The sequence below is a fragment of the Metabacillus sp. RB-C-LZQ-3-1 genome, from assembly GCF_058315175.1.
On the sequence record NZ_JBZFLI010000003.1, the window covers coordinates 277,635 to 295,370 of the forward strand.

General features: G+C 35.5%; 14 protein-coding genes. 10 read left to right on the forward strand and 4 right to left on the reverse strand.

The annotated features are described in order from the left end of the window. The first annotated feature begins 103 nt into the window (after positions 1-103). Both rhaM and AC4GZ8_RS06785 read left to right on the forward strand, forming a co-directional pair. A complete protein-coding gene (gene rhaM / locus AC4GZ8_RS06780) occupies positions 104-418 on the forward strand; it encodes an L-rhamnose mutarotase (protein ID WP_491081058.1) in 315 nt (104 codons plus the stop codon). A gap of 28 nt (positions 419-446) precedes the next feature. Continuing rightward, positions 447-1,724: an MFS transporter gene (locus AC4GZ8_RS06785; protein WP_491081059.1), complete on the forward strand. Its 1,278-nt coding sequence runs from the start codon at positions 447-449 to the stop codon at positions 1,722-1,724. 324 nt (positions 1,725-2,048) lie between these two features. On the opposite strand, the gene AC4GZ8_RS06790 is transcribed toward AC4GZ8_RS06785, so the two are convergent. Together AC4GZ8_RS06790 and AC4GZ8_RS06795 are read right to left on the reverse strand one after the other, a co-directional pair. After that, positions 2,049-3,005, reverse strand: coding sequence for a formylglycine-generating enzyme family protein (locus tag AC4GZ8_RS06790; RefSeq protein ID WP_491081060.1), 957 nt, complete (start codon positions 3,003-3,005; stop codon positions 2,049-2,051). A gap of 66 nt (positions 3,006-3,071) precedes the next feature. Continuing rightward, the gene (locus tag AC4GZ8_RS06795; RefSeq protein ID WP_491081061.1) at positions 3,072-4,112 is read right to left on the reverse strand and encodes a LacI family DNA-binding transcriptional regulator; all 1,041 of its coding nucleotides are present in this window, start codon (positions 4,110-4,112) and stop codon (positions 3,072-3,074) included. A gap of 432 nt (positions 4,113-4,544) precedes the next feature. Between AC4GZ8_RS06795 and AC4GZ8_RS06800 the strand changes: the two genes are divergently transcribed. Both AC4GZ8_RS06800 and AC4GZ8_RS06805 read left to right on the forward strand, forming a co-directional pair. Beyond that, positions 4,545-6,323, forward strand: a complete 1,779-nt coding sequence (locus AC4GZ8_RS06800; protein ID WP_491081062.1) for a sulfatase — start codon at positions 4,545-4,547, stop codon at positions 6,321-6,323. Positions 6,324-6,404: 81 nt separating this feature from the next. Next, on the forward strand, positions 6,405-7,790 hold the full coding sequence (locus AC4GZ8_RS06805) for an MFS transporter (RefSeq protein WP_491081063.1): 1,386 nt from the start codon (positions 6,405-6,407) through the stop codon (positions 7,788-7,790). A gap of 232 nt (positions 7,791-8,022) precedes the next feature. On the opposite strand, the gene AC4GZ8_RS06810 is transcribed toward AC4GZ8_RS06805, so the two are convergent. Continuing rightward, on the reverse strand, positions 8,023-8,904 hold the full coding sequence (locus tag AC4GZ8_RS06810; protein WP_491081064.1) for a LysR family transcriptional regulator: 882 nt from the start codon (positions 8,902-8,904) through the stop codon (positions 8,023-8,025). A 215-nt stretch (positions 8,905-9,119) separates the two neighbouring features. Between AC4GZ8_RS06810 and AC4GZ8_RS06815 the strand changes: the two genes are divergently transcribed. The 3 genes from AC4GZ8_RS06815 (at position 9,120) to ilvA (ending at position 11,764) form a co-directional block, all read left to right on the forward strand. Further along, complete coding sequence (locus AC4GZ8_RS06815; RefSeq protein ID WP_491081065.1) at positions 9,120-9,746, forward strand: chromate transporter; 627 nt, start codon at positions 9,120-9,122, stop codon at positions 9,744-9,746. A gap of 1 nt (position 9,747) precedes the next feature. Then, entirely contained in the window at positions 9,748-10,287 is a 540-nt protein-coding gene (locus tag AC4GZ8_RS06820) for a chromate transporter (RefSeq protein WP_491081066.1), read from the forward strand. A 256-nt stretch (positions 10,288-10,543) separates the two neighbouring features. Beyond that, positions 10,544-11,764 carry a threonine ammonia-lyase gene (ilvA, locus tag AC4GZ8_RS06825; protein WP_491081067.1) on the forward strand — a complete coding sequence of 407 codons (1,221 nt, stop codon included), beginning with the start codon at positions 10,544-10,546 and terminating at the stop codon, positions 11,762-11,764. 58 nt (positions 11,765-11,822) lie between these two features. Here the strand turns inward: ilvA and AC4GZ8_RS06830 are convergent, their stop codons facing one another. Next, positions 11,823-13,061, reverse strand: coding sequence for a helix-turn-helix domain-containing protein (locus tag AC4GZ8_RS06830; RefSeq protein WP_491081068.1), 1,239 nt, complete (start codon positions 13,059-13,061; stop codon positions 11,823-11,825). A gap of 167 nt (positions 13,062-13,228) precedes the next feature. On the opposite strand from AC4GZ8_RS06830, the gene AC4GZ8_RS06835 reads away from it, so the two are divergent. From AC4GZ8_RS06835 to sigH, 3 genes are all read left to right on the forward strand, one after another. Next, positions 13,229-15,532: a glycoside hydrolase family 3 C-terminal domain-containing protein gene (locus tag AC4GZ8_RS06835; protein ID WP_491081069.1), complete on the forward strand. Its 2,304-nt coding sequence runs from the start codon at positions 13,229-13,231 to the stop codon at positions 15,530-15,532. 316 nt (positions 15,533-15,848) lie between these two features. Then, the gene (locus AC4GZ8_RS06840; RefSeq protein WP_491081070.1) at positions 15,849-16,682 is read left to right on the forward strand and encodes an FxLYD domain-containing protein; all 834 of its coding nucleotides are present in this window, start codon (positions 15,849-15,851) and stop codon (positions 16,680-16,682) included. Positions 16,683-17,059: 377 nt separating this feature from the next. Then, the gene (gene sigH / locus AC4GZ8_RS06845) at positions 17,060-17,707 is read left to right on the forward strand and encodes an RNA polymerase sporulation sigma factor SigH (protein WP_491081071.1); all 648 of its coding nucleotides are present in this window, start codon (positions 17,060-17,062) and stop codon (positions 17,705-17,707) included. Positions 17,708-17,736: the final 29 nt, after the last annotated feature.

A 17,736-nucleotide genomic window follows, 5' to 3' on the forward strand; every position in this document is an offset into this window, starting at 1 on the left:
GTTTTGTCTCCTACCAACAGGAAATGAAGTTTTATATAGTAAGAGTATCAAAAAGAAAGCGTAAACAGAAAACGTTTTAAATCAATCCTTTGGAGGGACTATCATGATTAGAAAAGCATCTATTATGTTTGTTTATAAGGATCAGTATGAAGAGTATAAACGTCGCCATGATGAGTTATGGCCTGAGATGGAAAAAGAACTCAAGGCACATGGAGTGCATAATTATTCTATTTTCCTAGATGAAGAGTCAGGTCAGTTATTTGCTTATTTAGAAATTGAAGATGAGGAAAGATGGAATCATATGGCTAGTACAGATATTTGTCAAAAATGGTGGGCATATATGGAACCGCTTATGGAAACAAACCCTGATAAAAGCCCGGTTTCTAAAGAATTAAAACATGTTTTTTATTTAGCTTAGATCCTAATGGCATGAAAGGAGTATGAATATGGCAGGAAAAAAGGGAATGAAGTCTACGATTACAGTAGCAATGTCGAACTATTTAGAAGCTGGTTCAATTGTTGCTGGTGCTGGTGGTCTTACACTTTGGATGGAATATTTAAATCTAGACGACTTTAAGTTAGGGTTGCTGGGGGCTTTAAGTGCAAATGGTTTTGGAGCAGCGATTGGGGCACTAATTGGGGGAATATTAGTAGATAAATATGGTCGTAAATTAATCTATAAATATGATTTATTGGTTTATATGCTTGGTGTTCTATTAATTACTTTTTCTTTCAACTTTCCAATGTTACTAATAGGTTATATTATCACGGGTATTGCTGTAGGTGCTGCTATCCCAGCTGCATGGACATATATTGCTGAAGAGGCACCAGATAATGAGCGGGCTGCTCGAGTAGGATATGGACAATTAGCTTGGTCAATTGGCCCAGCAGTATCATTACTACTTTCCGTTGCATTAGCACCACTTGGTCTGTTAGGGAGCAGAATTATTTTTGCTCAATTGTTTGTAATCGCTTTAATTACGTGGATTTTACAACAGCAAATAAATGAATCAACAATCTGGGAAGAAGAAAAGAAGAAAGAAGAGAAATTAAAGGCAAAATTAAAAGCAACTGGTCAAAAAACAGAAAATCCTATAAAGGAACTTTTCACAATAAAAGCAAATCGACAAGCAATCACTTTATTATTAGGAATCTATGTTTTCTGGAATCTAGTTGCAGGGGTAATGGGCTACTTCATGCCATATATATATGAAAGAGTTGGCGGATTATCTTCAGCTCAGGCGAATTTATTACAGGCATTCTTATGGATATTAACAGTCGCATCAACCTACTTTGTTTTCATTAAGTTAGGTGACAAAGTAAGCAGGAAAATTCTATATACAGTAGGAGCTGTTATGGGAATAGCAGCATGGGCGATCTTATCATTAGGATCAATGGGCCTTACTGAGTTGTTCCTGTTTGTAATCCTATGGGGAATAGCAGCAGGGTTTGGAGCCCAAGCGTTCTATGGATTATGGGCAAGTGAATTGTTCCATACAAAATATCGTGCAAAAGCTCAGGGATTCCTATTTTGTATTGCTCGTGTGGCGGTCGGATTGATTTCACTAATAGTACCAACGATGATTACGGTACTAGGTTTTAAAATATCCGGATTAATTATGATTGGATTCTTATTAGTAGCTGCTATTATCGGATTTGTCATGGCACCTGAGACAAGAGGGAAATCATTAAAGCAAATTGAACAAGAGAGATATAGTGCATAGTTAGTTTCTTAAAGATGATGATACACGTTTTTCGTATCATCATCTTTTTTCCTATTTAGGCGTTATTGTCACACTTACACTGCTAAATTATAATAGTTTAAAACATCACTAATCAAAGCTCATAGGGGAAGAATAAATAAAACTAGTGAAAAGATCTTAACTAAATAAAAAGAGGGAATGTATCTTTAATTAAGGAATAAGTGATGTGTTACCTCACGTGAGATTTTTGTAGTTAAGCATTAAAAAGAATCTTCAATTACTTTGAATAAGTGATTGAAGATTCTTTTATTTTTTATTAAATTACTAGCCTAAGAGAAAATAAAACTAAGACAAAACATCTGCCACACATCGAAACCCAAGATGCCCCGATGAACTATCGGGTGTATTTGAAGTTCGAGCAGCAACTCGGTAACGGTTACAATAAGAAACATGACATAAATAGGATCCGCCACGCATTATCTTCGTTTCACCTTTTGCCGGTCCTTTAGGATTTGTACGTCCACCTCGACTGTGAATACTTCTGCTAAACCAGTCAGAACACCATTCCCAAACATTTCCCGACATGTTATAAAGACCAAACCCGTTTTCAGGGAAAGACATTGCTGGAGCAGTGCCTTTAAAACCATCTTCAGTGGTATTTTTTTCTGGAAACTTTCCTTGCCAAATATTACAGTAGTGCTCATTATTTGGAGTTAATTCATCACCCCATGGATATCTTTTTTGCTCAAGACCTCCCCGTGCAGCATATTCCCATTCAGCTTCTGTTGGCAATCGCTTACCAGCCCATTTACAAAAGGCTTGGGCATCATTCCAGGTTACATGAACAACAGGATGATCCATGCGGTCATCAATCGTTGAATTTGGACCTTCTGGTTGGTACCAAAAAGCACCATTGACCCCACACCACCAAGGGGTCGAAGTCACTCTCTTTACTTGACTTAAAATCTGTGGAGGTAAGAAACTGTAAAATACAAATGACCAACCGAATTTCTCTGATTCGGTTACATATCCAGTAGCTTGTACAAATTCCTTAAATTCAGCATTTGTTACGGCATGCCGATCAATTAAAAAAGGATCTACTTTTATTTTCCGAACAGGGCCCTCACCATCGGTTGGAAAACCTTCTTTTTCATTTGTCCCCATTAAAAATTCTCCACCAGGAAGATACACCATTTTGTCCTTGAATTGAATTTCAGTTGAAGTTGTAATTTCTTGGGTTTTATGTTCAAGTGATGTTCCTCTTTTTATTGCACAACACGACATTTTTTGCTCCATCTTCATTTCGTCACATCCTTGAGAAATTTCTTTTCATGATTTTAGTATCTAGTAAGAGAACGGTGGACTTCATTAGGTATTACTCGATTTAGTCATACTTTTAACAGACTTCCGTTCTATAATATTTGAATCAACGATAATCTCCTTAGAATAGTCTTGAGGCTTTTGTAAATATTCAAAGAGTAGATTAGCAGCCTCAACACCCATTTGATAAGCGGGTACATAAACACTTGTTACGGAAGGAAAGCATTTTTCAGCATCTTGATATTTATGTTCAATCGTCATGATTGATACATCATCAGGAACAGACAATTTAATATTGTTCAAAAAGTTAATGGTCTGTTGGACCTTTGATAGATCATGGACCAATAATGCTGAAGGTTTATCTTCACTTGTGAAAATTCTCGTTAATAAACCGAGGTATGTGTCTAGGTTGACGGGGTCAAAATAATTCTCAACCTTTAGCTTTTCATTATGTTTATCTTCCTTGAACTCACGAATGACCGAATCTAACCTTTCTTCTAAACTAATAACAGCTATATACCTATGATCTTTACTATAAAAATAGTCTAATACATCTTTATTGTATTGTTTAAATTGAGCGTATACATTTAGTCCATTATGAAAAAGTTTTTCTCCAATATACACCATCGGTAATTTAAGATTGAGCAGCTCTATGAAGGAAGAGCATGCAATTGGAGCGCTCCCTAAAATAAGGCCATCTATCCGGTTCTGTTTAATAAACGAATAATACTGTGGCCTACATTTATCTGATAAAATTTGTTCACGATCATTCATTTCATTAATCAAAAGAAGATGATATCCCCATTGAATCAACACATCATTGACTCCTTTTATAAACTCTAGGATGTAAGTACTTGATAGAATTTCTGTCGAGTCAACTAGAGGGGGGAAATATAATCCAATTAATTTTGTTTCATTTTTCGCTAAATTTTGGGCAACAACGTTAGGTGTATAATTTAATTTATTAACTGCATCATATACTTTCTTTTCAGTTTTACTGCTTACATACCCACTTTTATTTAACACTCTTGAAACGGTAGAAATAGAAACTCCTGCTAAATTGGCTACGTCATAGATAGATGCTTTCATAATTGTTCACCACAATATTATGTTTCGGTATATCAAATAAATATCTTATTTTTTCTAGAAAAAACATCATATTGTTCCTTTCATTGAAAAAAGAGCTTTTAAATATGGAAGTGCTTCCACATTTAAAAGTTATCAAATTTATTTAGCATGGTCAATTCGATTATCTTAATTCCTAGAATAATAGGTATAATATTTTGTTATACCCCTATAAAATAATTGTTGTTGCAAGGTTTTTAATTATCTGATAAATTTGTTGCAAGGAAAGTAAAAGCGCTTCCACATAGTTTGTTATGTTTAAATTTTCATTTTAGATCGTTAGGTTTTTTATTTTTAAACATTTATAAAAGCGCTTTTATATTTTGGGGAAATCTACAACAAAAGATACAAGGCACTTTTTCAGAAGAAGAAATTATAATGGGAGATGATTCAAAAATGCGAGCAATTATGGTGATGTTTGATTCACTAAACAGGCATATGCTGCCAAACTATGGCTGCGACTGGACACATGCACCTAATTTTAAGCGGTTAGGAGAGAAAACAGTCGCTTTTGATCAGAGTTACGCAGGGAGTTTACCATGTATGCCAGCAAGAAGAGAGCTCCATACTGGTCGATATAACTTCTTACATCGAAGCTGGGGTCCCATCGAACCTTTTGACAATTCAATGCCAGAAATGTTGAAACAAAATGGTGTTTACACTCATTTAGTAACAGATCACCAGCACTATTGGGAAGATGGTGGTGCCACATATCACCCAAGATATAGTTCCTTCGAAATGGTTCGAGGACAAGAGGGGGATCCATGGAAAGGTCATGTGAAAGCTCCAGTAATGCCCGAAACTGAAACACCTGAGCTGTTTGCTAGTTCTACTATGTTTAAACAAGATATGGTGAACCGAAGTTATTTTGAATCAGAAGAGAATCATCCACAGGCTGTAACATTCTCTTTAGGGATGGATTTTATCCAAAAAAACAAAGACGAAGACAATTGGTTTCTACAGCTAGAAACATTTGATCCACATGAACCATTTTTTGCTTATCAGCAATACAAAGATCTGTATCCACATGAGTACAATGGTAAACATTTTGATTGGCCACCTTATTATTTTGTTCAAGAGTCAGATGAAGTAGTGGAACATGGTAAGTACGAATATGCTGCTCTACTAAGTATGTGTGACAATTATTTAGGAAAAGTCTTGGACATGATGGATGAACACGATATGTGGAAAGATACAATGTTAATTGTTAATACAGATCATGGATATTTATTAGGTGAGCATGGATGGTGGTCCAAGAGTGTTATGCCGGTCTACGATGAAATCGCTCACACGCCATTATTCGTTTGGGATCCTAGAGAAGGTAAAAAAGGAGAAAGAAGACAGTCAATCGTTCAAACAGTAGATTTAGCTCCTACTTTACTTGAATTTTTTGGTGTTTCATTACCAGGTGATATGGATGGAAAGCCGTTAAGACAAGTGATTCAATCAGATCAGCCAATTCGCGAAACCGCTTTATTTGGATTCCATGGGGGGCATGTCAATATAACAGATGGCAATTATGTGTATATGAGAGGTCCAGTTTCTCCAGAAAATAAACCATTATTTGAATATACATTAATGCCGACACATATGAGACAGCCGTTTGCTCCAGGGGAGTTACAAAACATAGAAATTCAAGAGCCATTTTCATTTACTAAAGGATGTCAGTTGATGAAAATTGAAGCCGGAAGTGGTTTTGTAAACGCATTCCAGTACGGGTCGAAATTGTTTAACCTAACAATAGATACAGAACAAAAAGAGGAAGTAGAAGACCTGGAGATAGAATTAAAGTTTATCCAAAAAATAGCTGAGCAGATGAGAAAAAATGATGCTCCTAAAGAGCAATTCATTAGATTGGGTATTCCTGAAAACGGAATAATGACTATTGAGGAACTAAAAAAACAGAAAGAAGCCATTCAAGAAGCGGAAAAAATAAGTATTTTAGAAGACCATCAATGGGATAGAGCGGCACAGAATCAAATGAGAGCAATACTTAATATTACTCCTGAGAATGAACGCCAGAAACTATTAAATAGTTTTAAAGAATTTGTATTAAATTATAAGTGCACTGTAGTTAATACTGGTGTAGTTGAGAAATTTATAGATGTTTTTCTCCAAAAGAACGAAAAAGTGAAAGCGAAGTATTTTATCGGATTAGCAGGTCGTACGAGCTAGGCAAATATAAGTGAAGTTTCAATTAATGATTTGGGGTGCACTTAAATTGTCTATTAAAATTCAAATAAAGGAGTATAAATTATGCAAAACATTACTAGAGTAGCAAGTAAAAGTGAAGTTTTTAAGTACGCGTTTGGTGGTTTAGGTTCTAATTTACCTTTCATGCTAATTCTGACTTATTTAATGTTCTTCTATACTGAAGTGGAGGGGATTTCCCCTGCATTAGTAGGTACTTTGTTCTTTATTACTCGCTTTATTGATGCTGTTACAGACCCGCTCATGGGGATCATTGCGGATCGAACGAATTCAAAAATAGGTAAGTATCGTCCGTATATCATTTTCGGTGCACCTTTATTAGGTTTAAGTACAGTTTCTTTATTCTGGATTCCAGATTTACCAGACGGTCAAAAAATAGTATATGTTTTTGTCACGTATATTCTTTATTCATTAATCTCAACTGTCGTAAATATTCCTTATCATTCATTAACACCTGTTTTAAGTGAAGACCCAAATCAAAGAACTTGGATTGCAACAGCCAAGCAATTTATGGGGATACCAGCTCAGATGTTAGCTCAAGTTCTTTTCTTACCTCTTGTCGCTATATTTGGAGGTGGTGAACAGGGTTATCTAACTACAGCGATTATATATTCGATTGTTGTCGTATTAAGCTTTTGGACCTGTGCAAGTAGTGCTAAACGACATGATAAGGTCGAAATTGTTAATGATAAACTTGAATCAAAGCCAAAGATTGCTTTTAAGGATCAATTATCATTAATAGGGAAAAATACACCATTATTAATGTTAATGGTTGCAATGAGCACAAACCTAATTGCGACATCAATTCAAAGTGCTGTTGCTCTATATTTCTGGACTTATAATGTTGGTAGAGCTGATTTGTTTCCGATTTTATCTCTAGTTGGTTTACTGCTTTCTATTCCATTATTTTTCCTTATGCCGAAGCTGTCTAAAAAGATTGAGAAAAAAGGTGTCTTCCTTTATGGAAGTATTGCATCCATCATACCATTTATTGTGTTACTCGTTGCTCCATCTGAAATGGTTTGGGTTAACTTTACAGCAGCAGTTTTAGTGAATATTCTTGCACCATTTACAGGCGCAATTGCTTGGGCTATGCTACCAGATTGTGTTGAGTATGGTGAATGGAAAACAGGTTTAAAAGGCGCTGGTGTCGTATCCTCTAGTTTGACTTTCATTAATAAATTAGGAAGTGCAGTTGGAGGGATTCTTGGGGGAGCGCTATTAGCTAGCGCAGGATATGTTGCAGGTCAAGCTCAATCAGCAGAAACTTTACAAATGATTTTATATCTCTATGCAATATTCCCAATCCTAGGGCATGTGGCAACGATTATTGCATTAAAATTCTATAAAATTGACAACAAATTCTATGCGAGAATTATCCAAGAAATTAAGGAAAGAAAAGAAGCTCAACAAGTCGCTAAAGAGGCATGAAGGATCATAGAAATTAAATCAAAATAAACGTGATAAGTTAAAGGTGTGACTGCATAACTAAAAATGGTGAATTTCTTTATTGAAAGCGTTTAATAATTGGTGAAATAATTTAATCGTTTGTATTAAGTCAAAACAAAAAGAGCTTTCATGTGCCTAAATGGTTCATGAAAGCTCTTTTCGTTCAATTCGAAATCATTCAAAAATCTTTTAAATAGAGTATTTTTATAAATGGTTATTCCTGTATAAACTCAACAAACTTAGAAACACCTTCTCGATGAAACCTCTGAGGTTTTTTTACAAGCCATAAACTTCTTTTAATATGTACATCACTAATGTTTACTTCTTGTAAAAATCCCTGTTCCAATTCCCTAGCAACAGTTAACCTAGATAGGATACTGATACCCAGCCCTGACTCAACTGCACTTTTAATTGCTTGTGTACTGCCAATTTCCATATAACTATTAATTTTTTTTAATACACCATGTTCTTTTAGGGCATTTTCAACGATTAGTCTAGTCCCGGAAATCGATTCTCGCCATATCATTCGTTCATCTGCCAGTTCCTCAATTTTGATTTCTGCTCGCTTGCTCCAAGGATGGTCAGGGGGACATACAAGAATGAGTTCGTCATCAGCAAATTTTTCAACGATAAGGCTTTTATCCTCAACAATTCCTTCAACCAAAGCGATGTCAATGACGTCGTTTGCTAAATCTTCTAAAACACTAGGTGTATTCCGGATCGTTAATGTTACTCGAATGTCTGGGGTAAGCTTTTTAAATCGTCCTAGTAAGCTAGGCAATAAAAACTCCCCAATAGTTAAAGAGGCGCCAACACGAAGATTTGAATTGTATTCTCCTGTTGCCTGAAGGATGACTTCTTTAGAACGATCAAAATCATTAATAATAGCTTTGGCAAATGGATATAACATTTTGCCAGTTTCTGTGACAATCAGTTTTCCTTCCGTCCTGTCAAATAACAAGGTTCCATAAAAGTTCTCCAGCTGGCGTATTTGTCTTGTCACGGCAGGCTGTGATACAAAGCTTAATCTAGCTGCTTGACTTATACTGCCTTCATCCACTACCAAACAAAACATTTTCAAATTTTCAATGTTCAAGAAAACCTCCTCCTCGATTATAAATGCCGATTATTCTTATATTAAGATCATACCATACCATGCTCATTAAGTTTGCAAGAGGAGCATATAACATTCTGTTATAACCCATGCATTTCTTGCAATATTCAACTTCCACTAAGCGTGGTATCGTAGAAGTAAGAATAAAAATGTATAAATTGTAGAATGAAACTTTCAGTATGAAAGAGGCGTATATAATGAAGGAAGAAACGAAAAAACTTTTTCAACTTTTCTGGACCTTCTTAAAAATTGGTCCGGTCACATTTGGTGGAGGATATGCCATGATTCCTCTAATAGAAAGAGAAGTTGTTGATAAAAAGAAATGGGTTAGTCATGAAGATGTAACAGATGTATTTGCAATTGCGGAATCTATTCCCGGAGCGATTGCTATTAATTCTTCTACTTTTATAGGTTACCGAATAGCAGGGATTAGGGGAGCAATAGCAGCATTATTAGGAGTGTTTCTCCCAACCTTTCTTATTGTTGTCGTTCTAAGTATTGTTTTTCTGCAAATTCAAGATAACCCTAAAATTGAAGCAGCATTTCAAGCGATTCGCGCTTCTATCGTTGCCCTAATTGTTTATGCAGGATATATGATTGGTAAAACAGCCATCATTGATAAAACGACATGCGTTATTTCATTTGGGTCAATGGCCATCCTGTTTTTCCTACATCTACATCCGGTTTTAATTATCTTCTTAGGTATTATTCTTGGTATCGTTCTTGTAAACCTAAAAAGAAAATTGGGTTTTTCGGTAGATGGGAAAAAGGAAAAGCCTTCATCGCCACAGCAACTAGAATGGTTTATGGGAGATGGCATATAAAATGATATTATTTGAATTATTCTGGACGTTTTTATTAATTGGCTTTGTTTCATTCGGTGGAGGGTATGCAATGATCCCTGTCATCGAGCTTGAGGTGATAAATAAGGGCTGGATGACAACTCAACAGTTTACGGATGTTATTGCAATTGCAGGTATGTCTCCAGGACCAATTGCAACAAATAGTGCAATATTTGTTGGTTATCAGGTCAATGGGATAACAGGTGCGATTGCAGCCGGCTTAGGGATGGTCATTCCTTCGTTATTATTAGTTATCATCATTGCCACATTTTTCTATAAAATCAGTAAAAATAAACATGTGGAATCTGCCTTTTATGGCTTACGCCCTATCATCACTGGTTTAATTGGCTATGCTGCAATTAAGTTTGCAGTCAGTAATGATTTAGTAGGTTCATTCTCTTGGTATTCGGCTAGTCTACTCATCATTTTTGCTTTATCACTGTTTTCTTTAATAAAGCTCCGTGTTCATCCTGCGTTGGTAATTGTGATGTCAGGGGTATTGGGAGCAGCAATTTATTCATAGTAAAAGGAGTCTGATCTAAGGATTGGATTCTTTTTTTATTAAGTCCTAAATTTAGAATGTTTTAAGTGTTTTTTTGATTTGAGTACAATCTTTAAAAGTATAAAGTCTTCAATTTAATAGAGCATTATCACTAAAAAGGAAAAAGTTTAAGTTATAAGCTATAATTCCTCGTTTTCGTTTTTATAAAAAGTAGTAATATTATTCATTTCATCATGCATCCTAAAAAGAAGTAAGTGTGTTTTTTAGGAGGAATAACATGTTGAATCTCGATCATATCATCGTGGCAAAGGAGAAGTTGAAGGGAATTGTCCACACAACTCATCTTGATTATTCTAAAACATTTAGTGACCTTTCTCATAATGAAGTGTATTTAAAACTAGAAAACCTTCAAAAGACAGGCTCCTTTAAAGTAAGGGGATCTTATAATAAGTTGATCTCTCTATCAGAGGAAGAATTGAAAAAGGGAGTTGTAGCAGCATCGGCTGGGAATCATGCTCAAGGTGTTGCGTACTCCAGTCAGATGCTTGGTATTCCGTGTACAATTGTCATGCCGAAGGGTGCGCCACTTAGTAAAGTATTGGCAACAAAGCAATATGGTGCAGAAGTCATTTTGGAGGGGAATGTATTTGATGAGGCACTTTCCTTTGCATTGGAGCTTAAAGATAAAATGGGTGCTACCTTTATCCATGCTTTTGATGATGATGCCGTTATGATTGGCCAAGGTACGGTTGGACTTGAAATCATTGATCAACTTCCAGACGTAGATGCGATTATTTGCCCTGTTGGAGGCGGTGGTCTCATTGCTGGCGTAGCGATGGCAGTGAAAGGAAAAAATCCAGACATCTCTGTTTATGGAGTCCAAACGCTTGCTTGTCCCAGTATGAAAATGTCTTTACAAGAAAAGAAACCAGTTATGGTAGAAGCAACACCAACGATGGCTGATGGTATTGCTGTTAAAAAACCTGGGGAGCGGACCTTTGAAATCATTAAAGATCTTGTTGATGATATTTACTGTGTAGATGAAATGGAAATTGCCCGAACAATGCTTATGCTACTCGAAAGAAATAAATTATTGGTCGAAGGCTCTGGTGCCAGTTCGCTTGCAGCTCTTCTTTATGAAAAAGTGAATCTGAAAGGGAAAAAGGTGGCTGCTATTTTGAGTGGCGGCAATGTAGATGTTAACTTTATTTCTAGGATTATTGAGCGAGGAATGGTCGAAGCTGGAAGATATGCTCATTTTACTCTTACATTAAAAGATAAGCCTGGTCAATTAGAAAGGGTATTAAGTTCTATTACTGACTTAGATGCAAATATTCAGCTTGTTAATCTTAATCGAATAGGTAAACATATTTACCCTGGATTTGCTGAGCTTGAAATATCGGTTGAAACAAAAAATCAGGATCATATTGAGCAGTTACATAAAGTGCTTAAAGATAAAGGGTACAATGTAAAATTAGATGAGGATAATAGGGTATAACAGTATTCAATAAAAAAAGCATCAATTTCCATAGATTGAAATTGATGCTTTTTTTACGTCATTTAATTATTCCTTCAGAAGTATTTTTATATTTTCTCGGCGTTATTCCGGTGTATTTCTTAAAGATCTTTGTAAAGTAACTTTGATCATGGAAATTTAACATCGTCGCAATCTTTAACAATGAATAATTTGTAAAAGTTAATAATGACTTTGCTTCTTCAATTTTCGTTCGCTGGATATATTCTGCTATGGACAGGCCAACTTCTTTTTTGAATAAAGACGATAAATAGTTAGGGTGCATTCCAACGAGATTAGCAAGGCTTGAGAGTGTGATATCTTCATAAAGGTTATTAAAAATATGGTTCAAGCACATATTGATTGGTTTGGAATACTTTTGCTGTTTATTTTTCCGTACTCGTTCTGCAAAGTCACTAAATGCTTGTTCAATGAGAATATCCGCTGTTTTGATATCAGTGAGTTCCTCGAGTTCTTGAATATATAGGTCGCTAAGTGTGTAAGCAATTTCATGGTGAAGTCCCCCCTCCATTGCTGCTCGTGTAGCTAAGGTAATGGCTGAAATGCCTAGGTTTTTTCTATTTCTTAATTGACTCTTCTTTGAAAGAACCCCCATTTCTCCTAGTTCAGGACTTAATTTATAGGCCTTTAAAAACTCTTCTTTTCTTCCCTCTTTGATGTATTGAAATAATTTTTTCTCATACAGGTGGTCATGGTGGAATGATACATTCTCTCTCCTAAGAGAGATCGTGATATGAGGATCCTCAATTTCTAGAGTTTGCTCTCCTACTAATTTATTGTTAAGAATAATTTCTGCAGGGTCTAGGGGTTTTTGATACAACATATAGTAGAGATGCATGCTGATATGAATAAATGTAAGGCTAGATATACGAGAAAGAGATTCATAATATTGTAATAACAAGTCTCTTATATTTTGTTGATTTGATAAATCATAAACTAATGCTTGCAAACGATCACCAGTAAGCTCAATTGGAAGTGCGGGACCTACGACAATTGTTCCATTATATTGATTTTGATCTGCAACCTGTATCATAAAATAATTTTCATTATAAGTGGTTGTACTTACGAAAGGAAAATATACAAGCTCCTTTGGAAAGTTGATCCCTTGATAAAAGTCTTGCGGTGACGTATAGAAAGGATTCTGTATGTAATGGGATCCATATTCAAGTTCTACAGAATCTTGTTCATTAATATAAGTAACAGGAATTTTAAAAGACTCGTAAATAAGTTTGCAAATATAAGATAAATTCTTAACGCTCATTACTAACACCTCCCATTAACTATTCTGGATAAAGTATAGTATATCATTTTGAAGTAATCTTAAAAAAGAGATATAAAAATTAAAATAATACCAAAAAAGATAAAGCGGTAGATTTATAATAAATTTATAAGAAAGCGTTTCCTGAATACATTCTTGGAGGGATTTGGATGACAAGAAATATTAAAGAACTGATATCACAAATGACTTTAGAAGAAAAAGCCGGTTTATGTTCTGGGAAAGACTTCTGGAATTTAAAAGGAATCGAACGATTAGGTATACCATCAATCATGGTAACTGACGGTCCACACGGGTTACGTAAACAAAAAATTGGGGCAGATCACTTGGGGTTATTTGACAGTGTACCTGCAACATGCTTCCCATCAGCAGCAGGTATGGCTAGCTCATGGGATCGAAATCTCATTCAAAAAGTGGGTGTTGCACTTGGGGAAGAGTGCCAAGCCGAAGATGTTGCTGTTCTTCTTGGACCAGGAGCAAATATTAAGCGCTCTCCTTTATGTGGTCGTAATTTTGAGTATTTTTCAGAAGATCCTTATCTATCATCTGAAATGGCAGCTAACCATATTAAAGGTGTTCAAAGTCAAGGAGTTGGAACATCGTTAAAGCATTTTGCAGCAAACAACCAAGAGCATAGAAGAATGTCAACAGATGCCATCGTTGACGAAAGGACATTTAGAGAAATTTACTTAGCTAGCTTTGAAGGGGCAGTAAAGCAATCACAGCCATGGACAGTTATGTGTTCTTACAATAAAGTGAATGGAGAATTTGCCTCTGAAAATAACTATCTATTAAATGATATTTTAAAAGATGAGTGGGGATTTGAAGGGTTTGTCGTTTCTGACTGGGGTGCTGTAAATGAACGGGATGTAGCTCTTGCAAACGGATTAGAGCTTGAAATGCCAGCATCTAAAGGAATTGGTGAGAAGAAGGTTATTGAAGCGGTTCAAAACGGGACATTATCTGAAGAAAAGCTTGACGCTGCTGTAGAGCGTATATTACGTATTATTTTTAAAGCAGTTGAAGAGAAGAAAGAAAATGCGACGTATGACAAAGAAGCACATCACCAGCTTGCGAGAGAAACAGCCAGAGAAAGCATGGTATTGTTAAAGAATGAAGAAGGAATTCTTCCGCTTAAAAAGCAAGGCAATCTTGCAGTTATTGGCGAATTTGCGAAAGCACCTAGATATCAAGGTGGCGGCAGCTCTCACATTAAGCCAACAAAGCTTGAAAACATTGTTGAGGAAATCGAAAAATCAGCTGGATCTAGTGCAAATATTACGTATGCACAAGGCTATTATCGTGATAAAGATACAATAAATGATGCATTAATTGCAGAGGCAAAGGAAGTAGCTGCAAAAGCAGAAACTGTTATCTTGTTTGCCGGCTTGCCTGATCGCTACGAATCTGAAGGTTATGACCGTGTGCACTTACACATCCCAGAAAATCAGCAACGCTTAATTGAAGCAGTGGCTGAAGTGAACTCCAATATCGTGGTTGTGTTAAGCAATGGAGCACCAATTGAAATGCCATGGTTAGATAAAGTGAAAGGATTGCTAGAAGGTTATCTCGGAGGCCAAGCACTTGGAGGTGCGATTGCGGACATTCTATTTGGAGATGCAAATCCAAGTGGGAAGCTTGCTGAAACATTCCCTAAACAATTAAATGATAATCCATCATACTTATATTTCCCAGGTGATGGCGATAAAGTGGAGTACCGAGAAGGAATCTTTGTAGGATACCGTTATTATGATACGAAAAAGGTAGAGCCGTTATTCCCATTTGGCTATGGTTTAAGCTATACAACGTTTGAATATAGCAATCTTTCAATTAGTTCAAGTGAAATCAAAGATACTGATACATTAACAGTTTCAGTAAATGTAAAAAATACAGGGGGTATTGCAGGGAAAGAAGTTGTCCAGCTATATGTTAAGGATGTTGAAACCAGCATTACCCGACCTGAAAAAGAATTAAAAGGATTTGAAAAAGTAGATTTACAGCCTGGCGAGGAAAAAACTGTTACGTTCACGTTAGATAAGCGTTCATTTGCCTACTATCATACAGATTTAGCAGATTGGCATGTTGAAAGCGGTGAATTCGAGCTATTAGTAGGAAAAAGCTCTAAAGAAATTGTCTTATCAGAAAAAGTTGTCGTTAACTCGACTTCAGAACTGCCGTTTGTCATTCATCGTAATACAACTGTCGGAGATTTATTTGCAAATCCAAAGGTAGCTCCTCTTGCGAAGGAACTTTTAATGAAAGCACAAGAAGGAAGCCCATTTGCTCAAGCAAGTCAAGATGAGGGGGAATTCTCTGAAATGATGGAAGCCATGATGAAATATATGCCATTGCGTGCCTTATCAAATTTCAGTAATGGTGCGTTTACAGAGGAAATGCTTCAGGGAATGATTAAGCAATTAAATGATGCAGCGAAAGAAGCAATAGAATTATCATAAAAGCCAGGATAGGGGTTGCTAATGCAACTCCTTTTCTAATGGAGTAAACGATGGAGACATCTATAACTATATTGATTAGAAAACCAAGTTTTTAATCCCTTTCTAAACATCCTTTCACATAGGTCTGAATACACATATTTTGTAAAAAAATAACCTCAGGAGACCTCATTCCATAAAATAACATGATATTTGACTTAGTGCACGTTGGAAAGCCTTTGGCTAAAATAGGGAAGGGATTTGTATTGCAAGGTAAAGGATCATTAACAAATAGTTAGTTTATGGATAGGTGCAAAATGTTATAAGGAGGATACCTTTATTGAAAAATATTGAATACATAAGAGAAGAAATTAGAGAATTTTCCAAAGCAAATGAATATCTTTCATATCGTGAAGTAGATGAATTGCAAAACGTATTATATGAAGATGAAACGATTTTGAATATCACAACTGGCGGGCTTGATGGCTACAAGGGTTTATTTTTATTAACAGATGACCGGGCATTATTTATCTATTATAACGAAATTAATCAATCAAAAGTGTTGGAAGTAGCTTATGAGAAATTAGAATATTTACATGTTAAACAAGTCGATTATTATGTGACAATGGAGTTGTTTTTTGCTGGAACGAAAATTGAAATAAATGATTTGCCTCCAGATGATGCAAACTCCTTTAAGCAAGATCTGACGTTTCAAATTGATTTTTACGAAAATATAAAGAAAAATCGGGTACCGCAAAAAAAGAAGTTCGGATTCCTTCGCTTTCTTCTCTTTATAGGGGTTGCCGTACTAACAGGTTATATTGTCGGACCACAATTTCATGTCGTCGAGGTTTATGATGAGGTAATTCCTGACGCATTACCTAGGGAAGAAGCTGAGGAAACCTTTCAACTAGAATTCACAGATATGGAAATGCAAAAGGATCGTTATGAAACAAAAGTGATCGGGACGATAAAAAATAATTCTGAACAGGAGTATCGGTACATAAGTGTGGATGTACAATTTTATGATAAAGATGGTACGATCGTAGATAGCGAAATTAGCTCGATTTTCGATTTAAAGCCGGGGAATTCCTGGAATTTAGATGTGTATACAATTAGTGAATATGCTGAAACCTTTGAAATTGTTAGTGTGTATGTAGAAAAAGCTGAATAATGGAAAGTAGTACATGTTTCGAAGCACAAATTTTGAATTGGATTTACTTTAATAAAACAAAAATAAACCAACCACGATAGAAGAGCTATGAGTTCAATATATTCCGGTAGCTCTTTTTTTCACCTATTTTCTAGGGAATTTCAGTAAACCTCACCCCCATTCAACATAACTTCCCATCGAAATTTAAAATAATTTGTATTCCATTATATATTTCGACAACGTTTTTAGTTTTCAGCCTGTAAACTTATACTTACTGAAAAGGAATTAAGGAGATTAGAAAAAAGAAATGTAGGAACACTACAAATTTAAAAGCAAGTAGTGGAAATCTACTAGTTTGAAAATCATCAAAAACTCAAAGATAACTGGGAGGGATATGAGTGAGTGTGAACATCGTAGTAGAGCCTGTTGAACGTTATTCTTCATTAGACGATCATATTTTAATAGAGATGTCTCATGAAGGAGATAGTGAGTCGTTATCTTTTTTAATTAGTAAATATCAACATTTGGTGCGTTCGAAGGTGAAGTCATACTTTTTAATTGGTGCTGATAAGGAAGATCTTTTTCAAGAGGGTATGATCGGATTATATAAGGCAATTCGTGATTTTAGGCAAGAAAAAATGGCCTCTTTTTACGCTTTTGCGGAATTATGTATAACAAGGCAGATCATCACGGCAATAAAAACTGCTTCCCGTCAAAAGCATAGCCCGCTAAATTCTTCTATTTCTTTGGACAAGCCGCTTATGAATGAGGAATCTACATATACTCTTATGGATGTCCTCTCTGGAGAAAATGTCACAAATCCTGAAGTATTTCTAATAAACAAGGAAAAGGTAAATGAAATACAAACAAAGATAAAAGAGTTACTTAGTGATTTGGAAAGAAGTGTCTTAATGCTATATATGGAAGGACATTCTTATGCTGAAATTTCCGAAGAGCTAAATACCCATGTAAAATCAATCGATAACGCATTACAAAGAATTAAACGAAAACTTGATAGACATATAGATTTTAGGAAAGTTGTTTAAGAGGGATTATAAAATTTAATAATTGTCTT